Genomic DNA, 19351 nt, shown 5'->3' with positions numbered 1-19351 from the left:
GGGAAGTGAAAACCTTGATAGAAGACACTTTTCATAAAATTTGTGGATTTGCTGATATTAGGCATTTATTCAGGGATGGAATGAGCATCATGTTTGGCGGCTTTGGCGGCATTGGCACACCACCGGGCCTGGTGAATCTCATTTTGGATTCAGGGATAAAGGATTTGACATTGATTGGAAATGATACAGGGTTCCCTGATATTGGGATAGGCAAAGTCGTGAGTGATAAACGCGCAAAAAAAATCATAGTCTCACATATCGGCTCCAACCCGAATGCCGGAAAGTATATGACCGAGGGCGAGCTGGACGTGGAATTTTCCCCGCAGGGAACGCTTGTTGAAAGGATGAGAGCCGGCGGAATGGGTCTTGGCGGCATCCTTACAGACATAGGATTGGAAGAAGAGATTGTAAAGGGAGATAAACAAACGATTACCATAGAGGGAAAAGCCTTTTTAGTTGAAACCGCTCTAACCGCTGACATATCCATTGTGTATGCCAAAAAAGCAGATCCATATGGGAACCTTGTTTTTGACAAAAGTGCCCGTAATACAAATCCCCTCGCTGCCATGGCCGGGACGGTCACGATTGTGGAAACGGCGGAAATCGTGCCGCTCGGTGCCCTTCACCCGGAAGAGATTATTACTCCCGGCGCTTTTGTCAACCATATCGTTAAATCGGAAGGAGTGGATTGGCAATGGGTTTGGGAAGACAAAAAATCGCAAGGCGTGCAGCTGAAGAGCTAAAGGATGGGATGCTTGTGAACCTGGGGATCGGTATCCCTTCACTCGTTCCCGATTTTTTGCCGGCAGACCACACGATCATCTTCCATGCGGAAAACGGAATCGTTGGAATGGAAAAATCACCGGAAGAAGGCATGGAGGACGCTCATTTATGCAATGCAGGCGGATACCCGGTCACTATACGGAATGGTGCTTCGTACTGTGACAGTACGGTTGCGTTCGGAATGATTAGAAAGGGGCTTGTCGATGTAACGATCCTTGGGGCGCTTCAGGTAAGCGAACGGGGCGACCTTGCCAACTGGATCGTGCCGGGTAAAAGGGTACCAGGGATGGGAGGGGCCATGGAGCTTGCTGCCAAGGCTAAAAAGGTGATTGTGCTTATGAATCATCGAGACAAAAAAGGTATGTCGAAACTGGTAAAAAGCTGCACCTTGCCGCTGACCGCAAAAAAGTGTGTACATATGGTCATAACGGAAATGGGTGTATTTTCTGTTTTGGCTGACGTGTTACTTTTAACGGATTTATTTGTGCCGTTTACAATCGATGAAATTAAAACATATACAAAGGCGCCATTTCAGGTTTCAGATAGACTTACGGTTTATGGGGAGTAGACAGGAGGGGTATTGATGGCTCGCGAAAAGGAAATCCATAATTGGTTGAAGCAACATGGAATAAGTGGAGTGAAACTTTTACAGAGGCTTGTTCAGGAACCTAGCAGGAGGGAACAGGAAGGTAAGGCCCAGGCGATTATTGTAGAGAAATGCAGGGAGCTCGGATTGGAAATAGACTTATGGGAAATTGGAGACGATGCCTTGCGTAAGCACCGGCATTTTTATTGTGACCGGAGGGATTTTAGTGGTAATCCCAACCTTGTCGCTGTTAGGAAAGGAAAAGGCAATGGTAAGTCACTGATCTTAAATGGTCACATTGATGTGGTCCCGGAGGGCAATCCTGGCGATTGGGAAGAAGAACCATATAGCGGAATGGTGAAGGATGGGAAGGTGTATGGACGCGGAACGACCGATATGAAGGGTGGGACGGTCTCTCTGCTTTTGGCTCTCGAAGCCATCATTTCTTTGGGAATTGAATTAAAAGGCGATGTGATTTTTCAAAGTGTCATCGAAGAAGAGAGCGGCGGCGCCGGGACATTGGCTGCCGTGTTAAGAGGTTATCGTGCTGACGGGGCCATCATCCCGGAGCCTACCAATCTGAAGCTGTTTCCACTTCAACAGGGATCGATGTGGTTCAGACTGACGATAAAAGGCAAATCTGCTCATGGAGGCACAAGATATGAAGGGGTAAACGCCATTGAGCTTGCTATGGAGGTAATCAACGAAATTAAGAAACTAGAAAAAGAACGGAATGAGGCTTTGAATCATCCACTTTATCAAGACATCCCAATCCCGATCCCGATTAATATAGGAAAAATCTCAAGCGGGGAGTGGCCTTCATCGGTACCGGATACGGCTATTATGGAAGGCAGGTTCGGCATTGCGCCTACTGAAAAAATGGAAGAGGCCCAAAAAGCGCTTGAGAACTGCATAGCCGGTTTAAATGCGACAAATGAATGGTTCTGCGCAAAACCGATCGAATTGGAATGGTTCGGTGCCAGATGGCTTCCATCGAATTTAGAGTTAAACCATCCGTTATTGCAAACCATTTCCGACAGCTTTGTTGAAGTCAAGGGTGAACAGCCTTCGATCGAAGCGTCGCCCTGGGGTACGGATGGCGGATATCTTTCAAATGTAGGGAAAATACCGGTCGTTGTTTTTGGACCGGGAAAGACCGAATTGGCCCATGATGCCAATGAATATATAGAAACAGATAGAATGATGGAAGTGGCGGAAATTATTGCGCTTACCATCATTAACTGGTGCGGCATTGAAGAAACGGCCGTCGATCAAGGGGAAACAAAAAGTGAAACAGTTTGAAACGTTCGTGCTTGACTAAGAAGTCGCAGCGTCCAGTTAAGGGCGAGGGAGGAAAAAGGTGGATAATCCATTACAGCAAAAGCTGATAAAAAAACAGGGATATACGTTAAACATTACAATTGACCGTTTTAACCGCAGGGTAAGAGTCGATGACTACCTCGGGAATTTCAATGGATGCATGACGGAAGCTATTCATCTCGCAGCCGATAGCGATGCGGAAAAACTGATCGTTAAGGCAAGGCATGAAAATTTCCAGGAACTAATCAGCCGGGGGTTTCTCTATGAGGGATCTGTAGACAAATATTTTTTAGGAAGCGACTGTTTTTTCTTTGCGAAATATTTTCAGTCAAACAGGAGAAACAGTGATAAATGGACAGAAGCGGATAACATCCTTGATGGCGTACTTTCACTGCCAAAGAAAGCCTCAATCGCCCCGCCTCAAGGCTATCAAGTACGGAAAGCAAGCGAAGAAGATGCCTCAGGGCTGGCTGACCTATACGGTCATGTCTTCAAAATTTATCCGGTACCGATGAATCAGCCGGAATATGTAAAAAAATGCATGCAGTCTGGAACTGTTTTTTACATATATGAATATGAAGGTCATATCGTCAGCGCCGCTTCTGCGGAAGTGAATGAAACATATCATAATGCCGAAATTACTGACTGTGCGACCCTGCCGGAGCATCGGCAGTTTGGCTTAATGAAGCTGTTGATTGCCAAATTGGAAGAATACTTGGCTGATCACGAAATATATTGTGTGTATTCGATTGCACGAGCGCTCTCCTACGGGATGAACGCGGTGTTTTTTCAGCTTGGATATGGATACAGGGGGCGGCTCGCTAACAATTGCTACATTTTCGATAAAATAGAAGATATGAATCTTTGGGTGAAGAATTGACGAATTTTCAGCACAAAACGGCAAGTATTTGGCACTTCCTCATATATATGGTAGTAAGCAAACCTCCACGTCAGGGGAAATGCAAGCTATAAGGAGTGAGAAGGTGTCAGCTGAACTTTATAACACCCGAGAACTATTAGAAGCGATATTAACAAGTATTGATGAAGGAATCCATGTCATTGATACGAAGGGGATTACGATTTTTTATAATGCAGTGGCAGCGGTACATGACGGATTGGAAATTACAGAGGTGTTGGGAAGGCCTTTGTTGGAGGCATTCCCCTCTTTGACCAGGCACTCTTCCACACTGCTGAAAGTCATCGAGACAGGAAAGCCGATTACATACAAAGGTCAATCCTACGTGAATCTTCATGGAAAGATGATCGAAACGATGAACACAACATTGCCTATATTCGTGGAAGGAAGTCTGATTGGAGCGGTGGAGATAGCGAAGGATGTCTCCAGGCTAAGGGTGCTGTCTGAACGATTATTGGACCTCGAAAGCACGATAACCAAGCAGAAAAAAAAGCCGACGAACCATAATGGCGCCAAGTATTCATTTTCGGATATTTTAACAGACAGTCCTCTGTTTCGGCAGATTATCGAACAAGGAAAAAAAGCGGCATATTCATCTTCGTCCGTGTTGGTTTATGGGGAAAGCGGCGTTGGCAAGGAACTATTCGTCCAAAGTATTCATAATGCTTCCAAGAGGTGGAATGGCCCGTTCATCGCCCAAAATTGTGCAGCGCTCCCCGATACGCTGCTCGAAAGTCTGTTGTTCGGAACGACCAAGGGCAGCTATACAGGAGCGATGGACAGACAGGGGCTGTTTGAACTGGCTCATGAAGGAACGCTTTTTCTTGATGAGCTGCAGTCGATGCCGATAGAACTGCAGGCAAAGCTGTTAAGGGTGTTGGAGGACGGACTCGTAAGAAGGATAGGCGGCACGAAAAGCACCTCCGTTGATGTAAGAGTGATTGCCGCAATGAATATCCATCCTGAAGAAGCACTTAAGATAAATAACCTTCGCGCCGACTTGTTTTACCGGCTGAATGTCATGAGCTACAGACTTCCTCCTTTAGTAGAAAGAAAAGAGGATATCGTATTGCTATCCAATCATTTCATGTCGTTGTTCAACCAAAACCTTGGCAAAACAGTAAAAGGATTGAATCAAAAGGTGAAAAGTGCCTTTTTACATTATCATTGGCCGGGAAATGTCCGGGAATTAAAGCATACGATCGAATATATGATGAACGTTACAGAAGAAGATGTTTTAACGGAAAATGAGCTCCCGATATTATTCAACGGTTTCTCAGGAATCAATACACATTTGCTGCCGCTAAGGGAAGCAATCAAAAAAACGGAAGAAGAACTGATACGGATGGCCCTAGTTCAGACGAATGGCAATGTCTATCAGGCTTCTAAAATTCTCGAAGTCCCGCGACAAACGCTGCAATATAAAATCAAAAAGCACGAGATTCTGAACGAGTGAATGAACAAAAATGAAATGTTACTGCAAAAATAAATGGATGTTGCATACTTTTAAGAGGCCCATGCTAACAGATGGGCTCTTTTTTTTTGAAGTGAATCTGTTTTTTATACATTTTGGCATGCTTCTTGCATCAATTATTAGTAACCACAAACAAGGAGGCAATGCCATGATTCATAATTTATACAAACCAAAACGCCATTGGCAGGACATTGAGCTATGGAAAGACGTGCCAGAGGAAAAATGGAATGATTGGATTTGGCAGTTAACGAACACAATCAGAACGCTGGAGGATTTAAAAAAGGTCATTAATCTAACTCCTGATGAAGAAGAAGGCGTCAGGATTTCTACGAAAACAATTCCTTTAAATATTACACCTTACTACGCTTCCCTGATGGATCCCGATGACACAAGATGTCCGGTCAGAATGCAGTCAGTCCCGATCTCACAAGAAATGCACAAAACGAAATATGATATGGAAGACCCGCTTGCGGAGGACGAGGATTCACCGGTTCCGGGATTAACACACAGATATCCTGACCGAGTACTGTTTTTGGTGACAAACCAATGCTCCATGTACTGCCGTTATTGTACGCGCCGCAGATTTTCAGGACAAATTGGGATGGGTGTGCCGAAAAAACAGCTGGACGGGGCCATCAGCTATATCCGGGAAACGCCGGCAGTCCGGGACGTCCTCATTTCAGGCGGGGACGGTCTGCTAATTAATGACACCATTTTAGAATATATTTTAAAAAACCTGCGCGAGATCCCGCACCTTGAAATCATCCGAATTGGTACGCGGGCACCGGTTGTATTCCCGCAGCGAATCACCGAAAACCTGTGTGAAATATTAAAGAAATATCATCCGGTTTGGCTGAATACCCATTTCAATACATCGATTGAAATAACCGAAGAGTCAAAAAAAGCGTGTGAAATGCTTGTTAATGCGGGTGTCCCGGTCGGTAACCAGGCTGTTATTCTGGCCGGTATTAATGACAGCGTGGCGATCATGAAAAAACTGGTCCATGACCTTGTCAAAATCAGAGTGCGTCCATATTATATGTACCAATGTGATCTATCCGAAGGAATCGGTCATTTCCGCGCACCGATTTCAAAAGGACTCGAAATCATCGAGGGACTTCGTGGCCACACCTCGGGCTATGCGGTGCCGACCTTTGTCGTCGACGCACCTGGAGGAGGCGGAAAAGTTACCCTTCAGCCTAACTATATTCTTTCGCAATCACCGGCCAAAACCATTCTTCGCAATTTTGAAGGGGTCATCTCCAGTTACCCGGAGCCGGAGAACTACACGCCCGGCAGAGCAGATGATTATTTCAAGCATATCTATCCTGATATGGAAGAGAAGGGCTCAGATACCGGCATTGCCGGTTTAATGAACGATAAACAGTTCAATCTTGTACCGGAAGGATTGAAGCGAATGGACAGACGAAAGGATTATGAATTGAATCCAAGTCATGCATCGCTAAAAGACCAGCGTGAAAAAAGAGACACCTTAAAAGAAAAAAAATTTAAAGCGCAACTGGCGAAGGACAGTGAACAAGAAAAGGAAAAAGGATGATCAAAGTGGAGATATGCGAGTGGTGCAACGAAGGCAGCCTTTCTGATGTTACGGCCCCGGTCTATTGGGAGTTGCCGGATGGCACAAAAGCGATTGAAATTACAGCAACCCCTTCCAAACGATGTGATGCCTGCGGTGCCTGTTATCAGGTGGACAGCATCGTTAAGCAAATTGAAGATCAGCTCTTTTTGATAAACACAGCCCAGCTGGATAAATCAATTCCATTCGAAGCGTTAATGAAGGTGCCAAGGCTTTTGAAAAGGAATTATTTTGATTTTTCCTGATGGCGGGAGCCGGTCAAACTGCTTCAAAATGGATTATTTGGTTTTAATTAAGGTTAACCGCAGCAAACAGTAGACGAGAAAGAAGAGCAGCATAAATAGTATACACGGAGGAACTCACCGGAGTGGTGAGTTTTCTTTATTGTTTAACAATTCTTAAGAATATTTTTTGCATATAAATCCATGGTTATTTTTAGCTTACAAAGGATTCATAATAAGAGGAGAAACGTACATAGCCGAATGAACGTTAAACTAGACCGCGGTGATTTCATCCGCTATAGTAATATCGAAATAAAGTCTATTATTAACTAATTAAAAAGGGGATTGTAATGAAATCTTTTTATCATTTTCTTATGAAGTACAGACAGCCGAAAAACATTGATGAGATTACGGCATTTGCTAATCAAGCATATGAAGATCATGGTTTTCCAAAGCAATCATCCGATTATCATGAAATCAGCACCTATCTTGAAATGAACGGTCACTATCTGGATAGTATGACCGTTTTTGATCAAGCATGGGAGTTGTATATTCAGACTGAAGGCTGAACACTTTTCCATTAACCCGAATATTTCCCCCTGCATATACTATTTTAATTAAACTTGAGGGCGATGCTTGAGGGGATGTCACTAATGGGGAAAAGGAAAGAGCCGAAGTTCAAGAAGGGTGATACGGTGGTCATTACGATGTACGGGACAGTCGGGAACGTCACGGATTTTAACTTTCTATTATTATTGGTCATGTGTTATGATTTTATTTTGACACATTAGGGGGATAAGAAATGGCATTGGCTGCGATTTATTTACGATTATCAAGGAATGAGGAACAATTAGATATTGAGGAAATTTTAACACATCATCGAAATGCTCTTGTCAAACTTGCAAAGCAACATAACTTGACTTATGACGTTTATCAAGAAATTTCTAGTGGTATCAATACTCAAAGAGCTCAATTAACTCAATTGCTAAATAAATTAGATGAATACGATTATCTTTTGGTTATGGATATTGATCGGATTTCCCGTGACAATGCCTATGCAGAACAAATTAAAACCATGCTAATAGCAAATGACATAAAAATTTTGACACCCCAAGGGGCAATTGATCTTACTCAGGAAAGTAATGAGATGTTATATTCGTTCCAGGCAATGTTGGCAAATTTTGAGTATAAGCAAATCAAAAAACGTCTAAGTCGAGGTCGATTAGCTGCTGCAGAACAAGGTAGATGGACAAACAGTAATAAGGCACCCTTGGGATATGAAAAGGACAAAAATCAAAGATTGGTCATTGTTGAAGAAGAAGCAAAAATAATTAGGTACATATTCCAAAAGACATTAGAAAGAGTTAGTGCGAATGAAATAGCCAAACAATTAGATACGCTAGGTTGGAGAAGTAGAATTGGAAAAGTCTTAACTTCCTCCCATATATCATCATTAAGAAGAAATGTTGTTTACTATGGTGTAGTTCAAGCATGTAGAAGGGTAAACGGTAGAGTTGTTGATGAGGTTTTCGTTGAAAATGCACACGAACCGATCATTGAAAAGCAACAATGGTTAGAGGTGCAAAAAATACTTGAAGAAAACACAGCAGGAAAATTTTTCAACAAAAAGAAAGCAACACGAAAACTACAAAACCTAATTTATTGTAATTGCTGTGAAAGAAAAAGATATATCCAAATAGATGGAAACGAAACGGATTATATCAAATCTTGTAGTTATAAAATAAGCAATAATACTTGCAGAGATAGGGGGCATAAATATCTTCCGGTGGAAGATTATGTGATTAATAAGGTCAAAGAAAAGAAGGTAGACTTTGAAAAGGCAATTCAGAAATTAAAATCTCTTGATACTTCGGATGAAGAAAATAAATTAAAAAATCAAGTCGATTCCTTAGGAAAGCAATTAGAAAAATTTGAAAAGAGACAAAAAAATTTAACAATAATGAGAGCAGACGGCGAAATTAGTAAGAGTGATTTTCTTGTAATGAGTGAGGAGAATGAGAGACAAATTAAACAGGTAAAGCAACAGCTGGAATTAGTGGATATTCAAATAAAAAACTTAAAAAACACTGAAAAAGAACAAAGAAGGTTAGAAAAAATTATTGATGTAATAGATAGGATAGAGATGCTTGACCCAGAGGAGTGTAATGCTTTCCTAAAAACGTTCATTAAAAAAATTTGGTTTTCAACAAATGCGATTGCAAATCATAATACTAAAACAGAGGTTCCTGAAGTAACAATTGAAATTGAGTGGCTATAAACAGCATGTTATGTACTTTTAAGTCTAGGTTAAATATTTACCTAGGCTTTTTCATTAGAAAAAAATGCTACTCATAGGAACGTATGTTTGTTATGGTGTTAATGAGGTGATTTCATGCCATATCACATTATGTTGACAAAAAAGGTTTTTGATATAAAAGGTCAATCACAAATACAAGTCCAGGTGATGGATACAGCCGCTCCACAAATAATCTACTTTACACTGGATGAGCTAACAGAAGAACTAAAGGAATACATAAGGGTATTCTGCCTCAAATTAAGGCAGGTAGGTGGAGTTATGGATGGTAAGAATGAGAGTAATAAAAGGATTCAGACATTTACTGAATCCTTTTTTCATTGTTATTTTCTTTTAAGTGAAGAAACTACCATTAGATCAGTAATTGGTTTATCCGTTACAATAAATGATCTTTGGTATAGAGGATATTTTTCTACTATTTCTTGATAAGTTCCTGTATCTTTTATAAATTCACGTTTGTATATAAAACATTTTACATGCAGTATCTGCGTAAACATGGTGTCAGTGTAGACTTTATCATTTCTCTTAAAAGGTTTCCTACATGCCATACATGAGGTTGAACTTTTTCCCTTCCCATAAAACACCCCCTTCCTGTCTTAAACATACACATTGTAAGGTAAGAATACTTGGAAAATCGGAAAAATTCATTTATCTTCACATGTCGATCCAAAAATTGTGAAGGATTGCACTTAAACAAACGGAGCCGGTTAGTGAAACAAGAGGGAGAAAAATCTACATGTCTTTTTACGTCGTATTTGAACCAAAATTCGAAATAAAGAGGAGCATTATAACCTCTTCTTCACCTAGCGACAAGATTTATAGATCTTCTGACCAGATGAAAAAAATAAAAACGTCCACCCCTAAAGGATGGACAGCACATCAAATATTTACCAAGCGACACTAGGAACGTGGCATGGATTTATTCTGTACATTAATTACAAAATAATACAATGGTTTACGTAAGATGATATGGAACCCATATTATGTATTGAACCAACAGGCGACCAAAAAAACTTTTATTTAAAGGGAAAAGTCGAGAGCATCAATCCCTCAACCACTAATAAGTATAGTGCTTCAAAGTAACGAATGTAATGGTAAAAACATCCAATAAATATTTATGTAAACGGGCACAATATTCCAGATACTCTTTTCCATTTTAATCCGGGAGGAAATCTGAAATATTGTGCTATTTTTTTCACTATATTTCGGAATTTGCAAAATCTTTTTCAATTAATTTCAGCTTAATTTCAGGAAAAGAAAACCCCTAAAAAGGGGCATGAACTGTTATATAATCCTGTCTTTTTATCCGAATTTTATACACCTCGTGAGTGTGGAGCACGAACCTTACTTCACTTTCAAGAGTTATGAACCAATCAAAGTCCTTCTGCAAGTTTGCCTTTAAATACCTGGTTTGGATTCGCAGTTCAAATGAATGGCCTTGCTCTACCCAAAAAGACTGTTGTCCTAACCATGCTCTCCATTCTTGCTGATAATGGTCAAATACTAATATCCCTCGCTTCATGACAAGCCATTATCCTCTATAGCTAATCTAACAATTTCCTCATCAATCTGATCTTTATTTAGCTGGGATCCAAATAATAAACTATTAATCGTTAATGTATTAATAACCCGAGGCCAGCCCTGAGATCGTAATGCAATGGCTTCTATGGCGGTTTCTGTAAAAATGGGCATTTTCGATCCTGCTAGTTTCATATGATGATGAATATAATTGGAAACTTCCTCTCTCGATAATGGCTGAATCTCATATTTCATAATCATTCTCTGTGATAGTGGACGATGATGATTTAATGCTAATCGAGTCTTTAAATGCGGTAAGCCAGCTAAAACCAGGATAAAAGGATTGGTTGAGTCCATATGAAAGTTAAATAACAGCGCTATATCCTGCAAAAAAGCATCTTTTGCCATATGCATTTCATCTAAAATGAAAACAGGTGTGATTTTACGTTCCCCAGCCATTCGCTCGATACCATGTTGAATTTGCCTAAAAAGATCAACTTTACGGAACTTCGGTTCCTCCCCTAAGCCGTATACTAACCCACGGTAAAAATCCATGACGCCACCAGTTGAAAGGGGAAAATAAATTACATGATATAAAGAAGGGTTTAATGACTCCTTGAAGGACCGTAAGGTAAACGTTTTTCCTGCGCCTGGATCCCCAATAAGGAGACCCATTCCCTTTGATTTTTGTAAATAATTTAATGCATTTAAAGCCTCTTGATAGTCAATGGAAGGAAATGCCTCCGAAGGGCGTATATCTTTCGAAAATGGTGCTTGAGCTAAAGAGTAAAAAGATTTATACATGATCTTGTTTCCCTTTCACTTCAGCTGTTTGAGACAATGAAAATGGTGAGCGAGCCCGTTTTACATGCGCATTATCCTTCATGGATACAGGAATTGCTTCAGCCACTTTCTTATCATCCTCAAAGATATAGACCCCATTTTCGTCTAGTCTAACATCAATAGAATGACCGATAAAACGGGAAGGCACTTCGTAGAGCTCTTTATTTAACGTAATCGTCCCATCAGCCTTTACTTTACGTTGTTCTCGTTTTAAGAAGATCGTCTCAAGAATAGACAAATCCTCCAAAAATGTTATATCCTTTAGTTGAGATTGAAACACTTCATGAGGCGTTTTATCATCTAAAGAGGCATGAACTCTTCGGTGATAATCTTTCTCTAACCAGCTCCAAAATCGTTCATTTAACTCTTCTAGTGAATGAACTGGTTCCACTTGTAATAGCGGATAAAACCTTGTTTGAATCGTTTTAAATAGCCTTTCTATTTTCCCCTTAGCACGGGGATCATACGGCTGCGTGTGGGCTAATGTAATTCCAAGCTGTGCACAGGCATACTGAAGCGTTTCAGATCGATAGATCTTACCGTTATCCGCATAAATGATTGTGGGTTTCCCTCTACGAGTTAAAGCCTCTTTCGTGACTACTCTTAATCCATCAAACTTCTCTGACGAGTAGAACTGCGCATACGGCACAAGACGAGAACAGTCATCAATGTAGGCAATTAAAAATGTCTTTGTCTTTTTTCCGTTAACGGGTACATAAGGTCCATGGGATAAATCAGCCTGCCACAACACATTCACCTTTTCATGAGCGAACCGTTTTCTTTCTGGTGTCGCCACAATTTGTTTCCCTACAAGGTTGTGTTTTTTTAATAATGGAATTATAGTAGAGTAAGATATTTGATTTTTTTGTATCTCTCCACGCTCGATTAGTTGTTCATAGAAAACACTAACCGGCATATGGGGAGATTTTTTTCGTATTTCAAGGACAAGATCTTGGTCATCAGGGGATAGCCTTCGAGAATTCCCTCGATCCATGCGCTTCTTGGGCTTTAAAGCTTCAAATCCATTTCTTCGATAATGCAGAAGCCACTCTTTCATTGTTTTCTCTGCAATTTTTCTTTCTCCATAATGGGGGATAGAATGAACCTTTCCCTCCAATCCCTTTAAATATTCTTTCGGATCAACTTGCCCATTCAAGAGAGGGGCTATTAGGCCATACCGAAATAAGGCCACTTGTTCACGCTCTTTTTCATTCATGGAATCTTCCTCCTTTTTCATAGAAGGACGACCGGTCATCCATGGTTATTATTCTACTTTTTTCGATATTTTCTGACTATGAAAAAGGTATGTGGGACAAACAATATTTTTAAATTCACCTAAATATGATAGAATTAATTTGCCATAAAGTATTTTGATAAATGACCCCAGGACCTTCGTAAGAAGGGTGATTCGCCAAAATCAAGGATCATTTTCATATATTTTGTGGCCTCTTTTTTTATATCCTCTGACATGCCACTAATCTTTCCTAAGTTGATAAAGAAGCTATGAATCCAATTTATACATTTTAAGTAACGATTTAGATAAAACCTCAATAACTGACGGCTGCCTTTTGCTTTTTTCCTTTGAAGAATTTTCTTCACTCGTTCTAAAACTGTATGGATAGTATGTTGAAAATAAGGGATAAGAAAGTCTGGAAGGATTGAGATATTTACTTCACATTGTAAACATCTTAGGCGACAAATAGGGATACGTAGGGTTGTCTCATCAGTTATTCCATAACGCCAGTAATAGCCGTTACGATGAAGATTCCCATGGGAATGACATTTGCAGTTAGGACATTCATCAAACAAAGGAAATTCATTCTTTTTTCCTCTTTCTCCATACTCCACTAAGCTAATACCAAAATCATGAAATTTGATCATAAAAGAACTCCCCCTTCTAATATGCAAAAAACTTAGCACATTATTCCAGAGAAGTATATTAACTATTCCGGAGGAATTTGAAAATTCCAACGGTATTTGAGAGGATATAAAGTGACTGATTACAATATTTATATTAATGTTGGACAGTTTTTAGTTTCTATACTTTGAACGAGTAATAAATAATTGGAATCCGTAGATAACAAGAGCAAAACTAATGGCTGTATAAAAAATGTGTTTCGACTTGAAATTAACTAATTTGTATACTCTTAATTTCTGCATTAACCAATTAATTGGGTATGCCAAAAATAAATCCATAAGTGCATTAACCATGATGTACAGCCAAAATTTCCCGAAAGTAAATCGGAAAATCCAAATGGTCCCAATAAAGAACGGTCCTAAAATCAAACTCAAGTCATTAAAAACCTTATTCAAATTTCCGCCTTTGACGGTCCACCATTTAAAAGGAACAGATAACATACTTTCAATTACAACAAGTAATGCTGCGAAGCTTGCAACAGGAGTATATTTTTTAAACTCATTTTTTGGAATAAAGAAAGTAGTTAACCAAGGAATTAAAAAAAGACCAGTTCTAATTGACGCTACTAACATTTTCATACTCAGATGTTTTTCTTTATCATGCTTATTATAGGAAGAAAAATACACTTTTAAAAAAAATGTCGCAATTCGAGGAAAGTATAACATGACAAAAATTGCACAAAAGGAACACCCAAAAGAAGGGGAGTCAGTTTGGGTGTTCTTACGACAAAATTGACTCTAGAATTCGGAGGAAATTCCGAGGCAGCGTCAATCCTATTATGAACAATTTTTAACCACGTAATCCGTAAGGTAGTCAATATTTAGTAAACTTTATCTCTGCCACAATCTTACTAAATTAAGTGGAACAATTTCTTTACCATTTATTTGTTTATGGATTATTGGATATTTGAAAGGATCATGAATTAGATCGTCTTCATTAAGATTAAGATAACGAGCTCGCACATCAACACCAAGAATACTTTTAATTTTATTACTATAAGTCAATTTTAATCATCTCCTAAATATTAACTTTAAATTATTATTTTTCTTGGGATTAAAAAAAATGCACTAAATATTTATTCATAATCAAGTACGTAGTTCGAGGATATTGTGAAGCAATGTACTTAAGCTAAAGAAGCAGCGCGACAAGTTTTGTCATAAGCGCTAATGTGTGAAACGACAAGGGGTTTCTTCGGAAATCCTAACTTTATAACTGAGGATAGGAATGATAAAACCACGTATTTTGAAACTATCCCATTGATACTCCTGCATGCGTCATAATAGACAGATTATGGGGTCTGGAGCTCAGGTGAAGTCGGCAGAACAAAGGCTGAAGCCATTCCTACCGGAAAAGGTATGCCAATGGATATGCCGGATGGCTGAAAAACTAAATATGGTGAGAATTTTCTTGTGGAAAGAACAGACGAACTTCCGAAGGTACGGGTCTAGAGTTACGAGCAATAGGAAACTATTGTCCCATCTTACGATGGGGTGAGTGATGTGGAGTAAAAATTGCTTCTCTGAAACACATTATACCGAACAATGGCGGTATCCAGCTCACAGGCTTACAGGAAGCACCTAAGTTTAGAATAGATAGCTAGGTTAATAAGGTACTTGGAAAGTAAGGAACGTTGATTGAAGGGCTGTCACCCGAAACGGTTGCTATAAGTTGTATAGCGAAATGCATTTATCCTTATGAGGGTAGGGGTACGACTAATGAAGCCTCTGTAATGGAGGTGGAGGAACAGCCCCAAGTCTAGCGATAGTTAATGATTATTTTTCAAACGTGAATTGCACCGGTCGGGTAAGAACGTGGGAACATCACTTCATAGAGGAATGATGCCACAGTGCAAGCTCTACGGTATTGGGATTATTACAACATGACCGACACCTTTACAGACTTACATCAACGAGCCAAAGATAAAGAAAAATTCCATTATCTTTACGACATCATCACGTCTAGGAATAATATTTTATTAGCGTATCGTACAATCAAGTCAAATAAAGGGTCGAAGACCCCAGGTACAGATGGGAAAACCATCTTGGATATTGAGAAGAGAACCGAGAACGAATTAATAGAAGAAATACAAAAACAGCTCAAGAATTATCGCCCGAAGAAAGTAAGACGGAAACTGATAGAAAAAGATAATGGCAAAATGCGACCACTAGGCATTCCATGTATACTCGACAGAATTATTCAACAGTGTTTTAAACAAGTGCTAGAGCCAATTGCGGAAGCTCACTTTTACAATCATAGTTACGGTTTTAGACCTCTACGGTCTACCCATCATGCAATGGCAAGAGTTCAATTTCTCGTTAACCATTCGAAACTTCATTACATTGTAGATATTGATATTAAAGGTTTTTTTGACAATATCAATCATACGTTGCTGATTAAACAACTATGGAATCTAGGCATTAGAGACAGACAAGTAATTGCTTGTATATCAAAAATGTTGAAAGCCGAGGTAGATGGAGAAGGCATTCCGACAAAAGGGTCGCCGCAAGGTGGCTTACTTTCACCGTTACTTTCGAACATTACGCTAAATGAATTGGACCAATGGGTGGCGAATCAATGGGAACTATTCCCCCTTCATAAACCATTCAAGACTAGGGAAGGTGAACTTCTCGCAAAAAAACGTACTCAACTAAAAGAAGGTTATTTAGTACGCTACGCAGATGACTTTAAAATACTTTGTCGAGATTGGAAAACAGCCGAGAAATGGTATCACGCAGTAAAGCTATTTCTAAAAGAACGTCTAAAACTTGATATTTCACAAGAAAAATCGAAGATTATTAATCTACGTAAACATGAATCTGCCTTTCTTGGCTTCACCATATGCGCAAATCGTAAAGGTAAAAAACGAGTGGCTCATACTTTCGTTCGTGCCGAGAAAATTCAGAAAATAAAAGCTGAAGCGAAAAAACGGATCGAAATACTCCGTTCCTCACCAACAGCCCAAAATGCCTTACGTTTCAATAGTTTTGTCTTAGGGTTACATAATTACTTTAACAGAGCGACACATGTCAACTTAGCGTTCTCACGTATTGCCTATGAAACAGGTGCAATGATGTACAATCGTCTTAAGCCTATCGGGAAGTATGCTCATCCAACAAATCCACCCCCAACCTATAAGAAATTTTATAGTCTGGGATTCAGGACATTTAAAATTGCTGGTATTCACCTTTTTCCCCTTGCGAATGTTCAGACAAAGAACGTTATTAGCTTCACACAAAGTCTAACACCATTCACTGTGAAAGGTAGAGCGCAGATTCATAAGAATTTGCACAAGAATATCAAGCGAGAATTAGCCCTATTGATGGAATCGAACATCCCGACACGCAGTGTCGAATATATGGATAATCGAATTAGCCGATACAGTATGAAAAAAGGAAACTGTGAAATCACAGGTCTATTTCTCCAAGCGCAAGATGTGCACTGTCATCACTATATTCCTATACAACTCGGTGGAAGCGACAAGTTTCATAACCTACGCATCCTACATAAAGATTTACATAAACTTATCCATATGACAGATACAGTTAAGATGAATACACTCATGGGGAACTTGGGAATCACAGAACCGATGATACAGAAAATTAATAAATATCGTGAAAAATGTGAGTTAATACAAATCAAATAACCCAAGTCAACAAGAGTAACTTGAAACTTATAATTAACAAAACCATCGCTAGATGGACCGCGGAATGCTTGGAAACTGGCACGTTCCGTGCGGAGCAGGGGAAAAGCCGGAGATAACCTCAAACGCTTACCTATTGCAAACGTTTTGTTCAATAGGAAATCTTGTTTCCAAATAAATACATCAGAACGTACATTCGTGTTATAATTTCATTATAAAGTTATCTAGGAGGAGAATAATGAAATTAAATAACATCAAAATTGAAGAACGAATGGAACATTATAATGTAAACGGTTTAAGTATTGCATTGTTCGAAGAAGGTAAAATCAGCGGAACAGAAAACTATCGTTTACTTGAAGTTAATAGTGATAGAAAAGTAAATGATGATTCTATTTTTAGTGCTTGTTCAATTAGTAAATTCTTAACTGGAATGTTAGCAATAAAGTTACTAGAAGAAGGGCATCTTAATTTAGATGAAAATGTAAATGAAAGACTTGTTACTTGGAAAGTGCCTGAAAATGAATATACAAAAAATAAAAAAGTTACTTTAAGAAACTTGCTTAGTCATCAATCTGGAATCAAGGACCCTGAAGGTAGTTTTTTAGAACTAAATTCAGATATAGGTTTTCCTTCGATGGTTGAATTGTTAGAGGGAAAATCCCATTATTGTAAGGTTCCTATTGAAGTTCAATTCGAGCCAGAGAGTGAATTCCATTATTCAGATGCAGGCTATTGTATTATTCAGCAACTAATAGAAGATGTAACTAAAAAGCAGTTTTATCAAGTGGTAAATGAGTTCATATTTGAACTACTAGGAATGAAAAATAGCCAATTAAATACAACAATGTCGGAATTGGATAGAGATAACTTTTCTTGCGGTCATAACAAAAACGGGGAATTAGTAGATGGTAAACATCCTATATATCCTTATCCAGCAGCTTCTGGACTATGGACAACTTCTTTGGATTTAGCTGAATTAGTTCTTGAGTTAATGAATGCAGTAAAAGGAGAAAGTAAGCTGGGTATTTCGGAAAGTTTAGCAAAAGAAATGATAACCCCGCAAAGAGGTAAAAGCTGGACAGGATTAGGTGTGTTTCTTGAAGGCTCCGAAAAAGAACTAGAAATTACATCACTCGGTTGGGGAGTAGGTTTTCAATGTATGATGGTGGCACATCCACACTTGGAAAAAGGTGCCGTTATTATGACGAATGCAGAATTAGGCGTTCATCAATTGGAAGGGATTATTGGAGAGATATATAAATCTCTTCTATCTTAAAAAGCGTTAGTTTTATAAAAATGACCGTGTTAAGGAATTAAATATCTTATTGAACTCCCTCAGTTTGATACGAATATCTCTCGAATGCTCACTTATTCGCAGGATTTCATATCCCTTGAAAAAGGATTTACGGGTAATAGAAACGAGTTCGGGTCATTTTGGCTTAGTGAAGGCATAGTTAAATAAAGGAGTTAGCTAATACTCCATATTTTACCATATATAATGTACATCTCCACGCCGCCCCTGGAGGCTCTCCCTCCCATGTCTCAACGGGTCAAATGCCCTATCATTCCTTCGTCATGCCTATCCAAGGGGTGGAGGCCAGTTATGCTAACGGGATGGGTCACAGTGCCCTTTTGTTCAATAAACCTGGTACTCCGTACATATTTGAATTCCTACGAATAAGACAACATTCAATATTAAAGATAAAGATATAGACTAATATTTTGTTAGACCTTTAGTTCTGTTTTTCCTAAGCTGCTAAAGGGATTGTAGCTTGTACTTTATGTGGATTATAAGACTCGTTCCGTCGTGCTATTCCTACAAAAATCCTTGCTAATTTACCTATTAGTTTCATGATTGATTTCATTTTCTTTAATTTCTTTACCTTCACATTATGGGAATGGATTGCTTTAAACTCAGGGTTGTTCATCACAAGGCTCATAGTTGCTAAGTAGAGGAAGCGTCGAAGTCTTGACCTACCACGCTTCGAAATGACAATCTGACCTTTCCATTTCCCTGAACTTGCTTCAGCTAGGTGTAATCCTGCATGACGTAACAGAGAATTTCCATGAGAAAATCCAGATAGATCACCTGCTTGTAACTGCTAAACTAAATTGAACAGTTTCCGCCAGATAAGATTGAACACTTTTCTTCCATAATATAAACCTGCTAAGCTATAATATTTCTTTTGAATTATTGTTTAGCTGGGGGATTGAAAGGTGG

General features: G+C 39.2%; 17 protein-coding genes and 1 pseudogene. 13 read left to right on the top strand and 5 right to left on the bottom strand.

Translation table 11 applies throughout. The features are described 5' to 3' along the window. Positions 1-5 precede the first annotated feature (5 nt). The 11 genes from LQ216_RS17980 to LQ216_RS17930 all read left to right on the top strand — a co-directional run bounded on the left by LQ216_RS17980 (position 6) and on the right by LQ216_RS17930 (position 9637). Positions 6-743: a CoA transferase subunit A gene (locus LQ216_RS17980; RefSeq protein ID WP_230130807.1), complete on the top strand. Its 738-nt coding sequence runs from the start codon at positions 6-8 to the stop codon at positions 741-743. Further along, on the top strand, positions 695-1351 hold the full coding sequence (locus LQ216_RS17975; RefSeq protein ID WP_230130806.1) for a 3-oxoacid CoA-transferase subunit B: 657 nt from the start codon (positions 695-697) through the stop codon (positions 1349-1351). Before LQ216_RS17980 ends, LQ216_RS17975 begins: the two co-directional genes overlap by 49 nt. Before the next feature lie 12 nt (positions 1352-1363). Continuing rightward, positions 1364-2671: a peptidase gene (locus LQ216_RS17970; RefSeq protein WP_253073864.1), complete on the top strand. Its 1308-nt coding sequence runs from the start codon at positions 1364-1366 to the stop codon at positions 2669-2671. Between the two features lie 58 nt (positions 2672-2729). Continuing rightward, positions 2730-3569: a putative beta-lysine N-acetyltransferase gene (gene ablB, locus LQ216_RS17965; RefSeq protein WP_230130804.1), complete on the top strand. Its 840-nt coding sequence runs from the start codon at positions 2730-2732 to the stop codon at positions 3567-3569. Positions 3570-3648: 79 nt separating this feature from the next. Next, a complete protein-coding gene (locus tag LQ216_RS17960) occupies positions 3649-5061 on the top strand; it encodes a sigma 54-interacting transcriptional regulator (protein ID WP_230130803.1) in 1413 nt (470 codons plus the stop codon). A 166-nt stretch (positions 5062-5227) separates the two neighbouring features. Beyond that, entirely contained in the window at positions 5228-6637 is a 1410-nt protein-coding gene (ablA, locus tag LQ216_RS17955; RefSeq protein ID WP_230130802.1) for a lysine 2,3-aminomutase, read from the top strand. Beyond that, the gene (locus tag LQ216_RS17950) at positions 6634-6921 is read left to right on the top strand and encodes a YokU family protein (RefSeq protein ID WP_230130801.1); all 288 of its coding nucleotides are present in this window, start codon (positions 6634-6636) and stop codon (positions 6919-6921) included. The genes ablA and LQ216_RS17950 overlap by 4 nt, the downstream gene beginning before the upstream one ends. Before the next feature lie 326 nt (positions 6922-7247). After that, positions 7248-7466 carry a YozE family protein gene (locus LQ216_RS17945; RefSeq protein WP_117308112.1) on the top strand — a complete coding sequence of 73 codons (219 nt, stop codon included), beginning with the start codon at positions 7248-7250 and terminating at the stop codon, positions 7464-7466. A gap of 84 nt (positions 7467-7550) precedes the next feature. Beyond that, positions 7551-7688 carry a hypothetical protein gene (locus tag LQ216_RS17940; protein WP_230130800.1) on the top strand — a complete coding sequence of 46 codons (138 nt, stop codon included), beginning with the start codon at positions 7551-7553 and terminating at the stop codon, positions 7686-7688. 11 nt (positions 7689-7699) lie between these two features. Further along, complete coding sequence (locus tag LQ216_RS17935) at positions 7700-9175, top strand: recombinase family protein (RefSeq protein ID WP_061786704.1); 1476 nt, start codon at positions 7700-7702, stop codon at positions 9173-9175. 114 nt (positions 9176-9289) lie between these two features. Next, positions 9290-9637, top strand: a complete 348-nt coding sequence (locus tag LQ216_RS17930; RefSeq protein WP_230130799.1) for a hypothetical protein — start codon at positions 9290-9292, stop codon at positions 9635-9637. A 1092-nt stretch (positions 9638-10729) separates the two neighbouring features. On the opposite strand, the gene LQ216_RS17925 is transcribed toward LQ216_RS17930, so the two are convergent. The 4 genes from LQ216_RS17925 to LQ216_RS17910 form a co-directional block, all read right to left on the bottom strand. After that, positions 10730-11533, bottom strand: coding sequence for an AAA family ATPase (locus tag LQ216_RS17925; protein ID WP_230130798.1), 804 nt, complete (start codon positions 11531-11533; stop codon positions 10730-10732). Next, positions 11526-12788, bottom strand: coding sequence for a DDE-type integrase/transposase/recombinase (locus LQ216_RS17920; RefSeq protein WP_230130797.1), 1263 nt, complete (start codon positions 12786-12788; stop codon positions 11526-11528). Before LQ216_RS17920 ends, LQ216_RS17925 begins: the two co-directional genes overlap by 8 nt. A 134-nt stretch (positions 12789-12922) precedes the next feature. Next, a complete protein-coding gene (locus LQ216_RS17915) occupies positions 12923-13453 on the bottom strand; it encodes a DUF6431 domain-containing protein (RefSeq protein ID WP_230130796.1) in 531 nt (176 codons plus the stop codon). A gap of 150 nt (positions 13454-13603) precedes the next feature. Continuing rightward, a complete protein-coding gene (locus tag LQ216_RS17910; protein WP_230130795.1) occupies positions 13604-14068 on the bottom strand; it encodes a hypothetical protein in 465 nt (154 codons plus the stop codon). Positions 14069-15369: 1301 nt separating this feature from the next. On the opposite strand from LQ216_RS17910, the gene ltrA reads away from it, so the two are divergent. Beyond that, a complete protein-coding gene (ltrA, locus tag LQ216_RS17905; protein ID WP_230130794.1) occupies positions 15370-17133 on the top strand; it encodes a group II intron reverse transcriptase/maturase in 1764 nt (587 codons plus the stop codon). Positions 17134-17368: 235 nt separating this feature from the next. Further along, positions 17369-18406 carry a serine hydrolase domain-containing protein gene (locus LQ216_RS17900; RefSeq protein ID WP_230130793.1) on the top strand — a complete coding sequence of 346 codons (1038 nt, stop codon included), beginning with the start codon at positions 17369-17371 and terminating at the stop codon, positions 18404-18406. Positions 18407-18878: 472 nt separating this feature from the next. Here the strand turns inward: LQ216_RS17900 and LQ216_RS17895 are convergent. Next, positions 18879-19226 (bottom strand): annotated as a pseudogene (locus LQ216_RS17895) (transposase); the annotation flags it as partial. Positions 19227-19351: the final 125 nt, after the last annotated feature.

The organism is Bacillus sp. CECT 9360 (assembly GCF_918741275.1).
In the GTDB taxonomy this organism is placed as follows: Bacteria; Bacillota; Bacilli; order Bacillales; family DSM-1321; genus Peribacillus.
The sequence above is the reverse complement of the archived record's forward strand: the minus strand, read 5'-3'. Positions and strand labels throughout refer to the sequence as shown.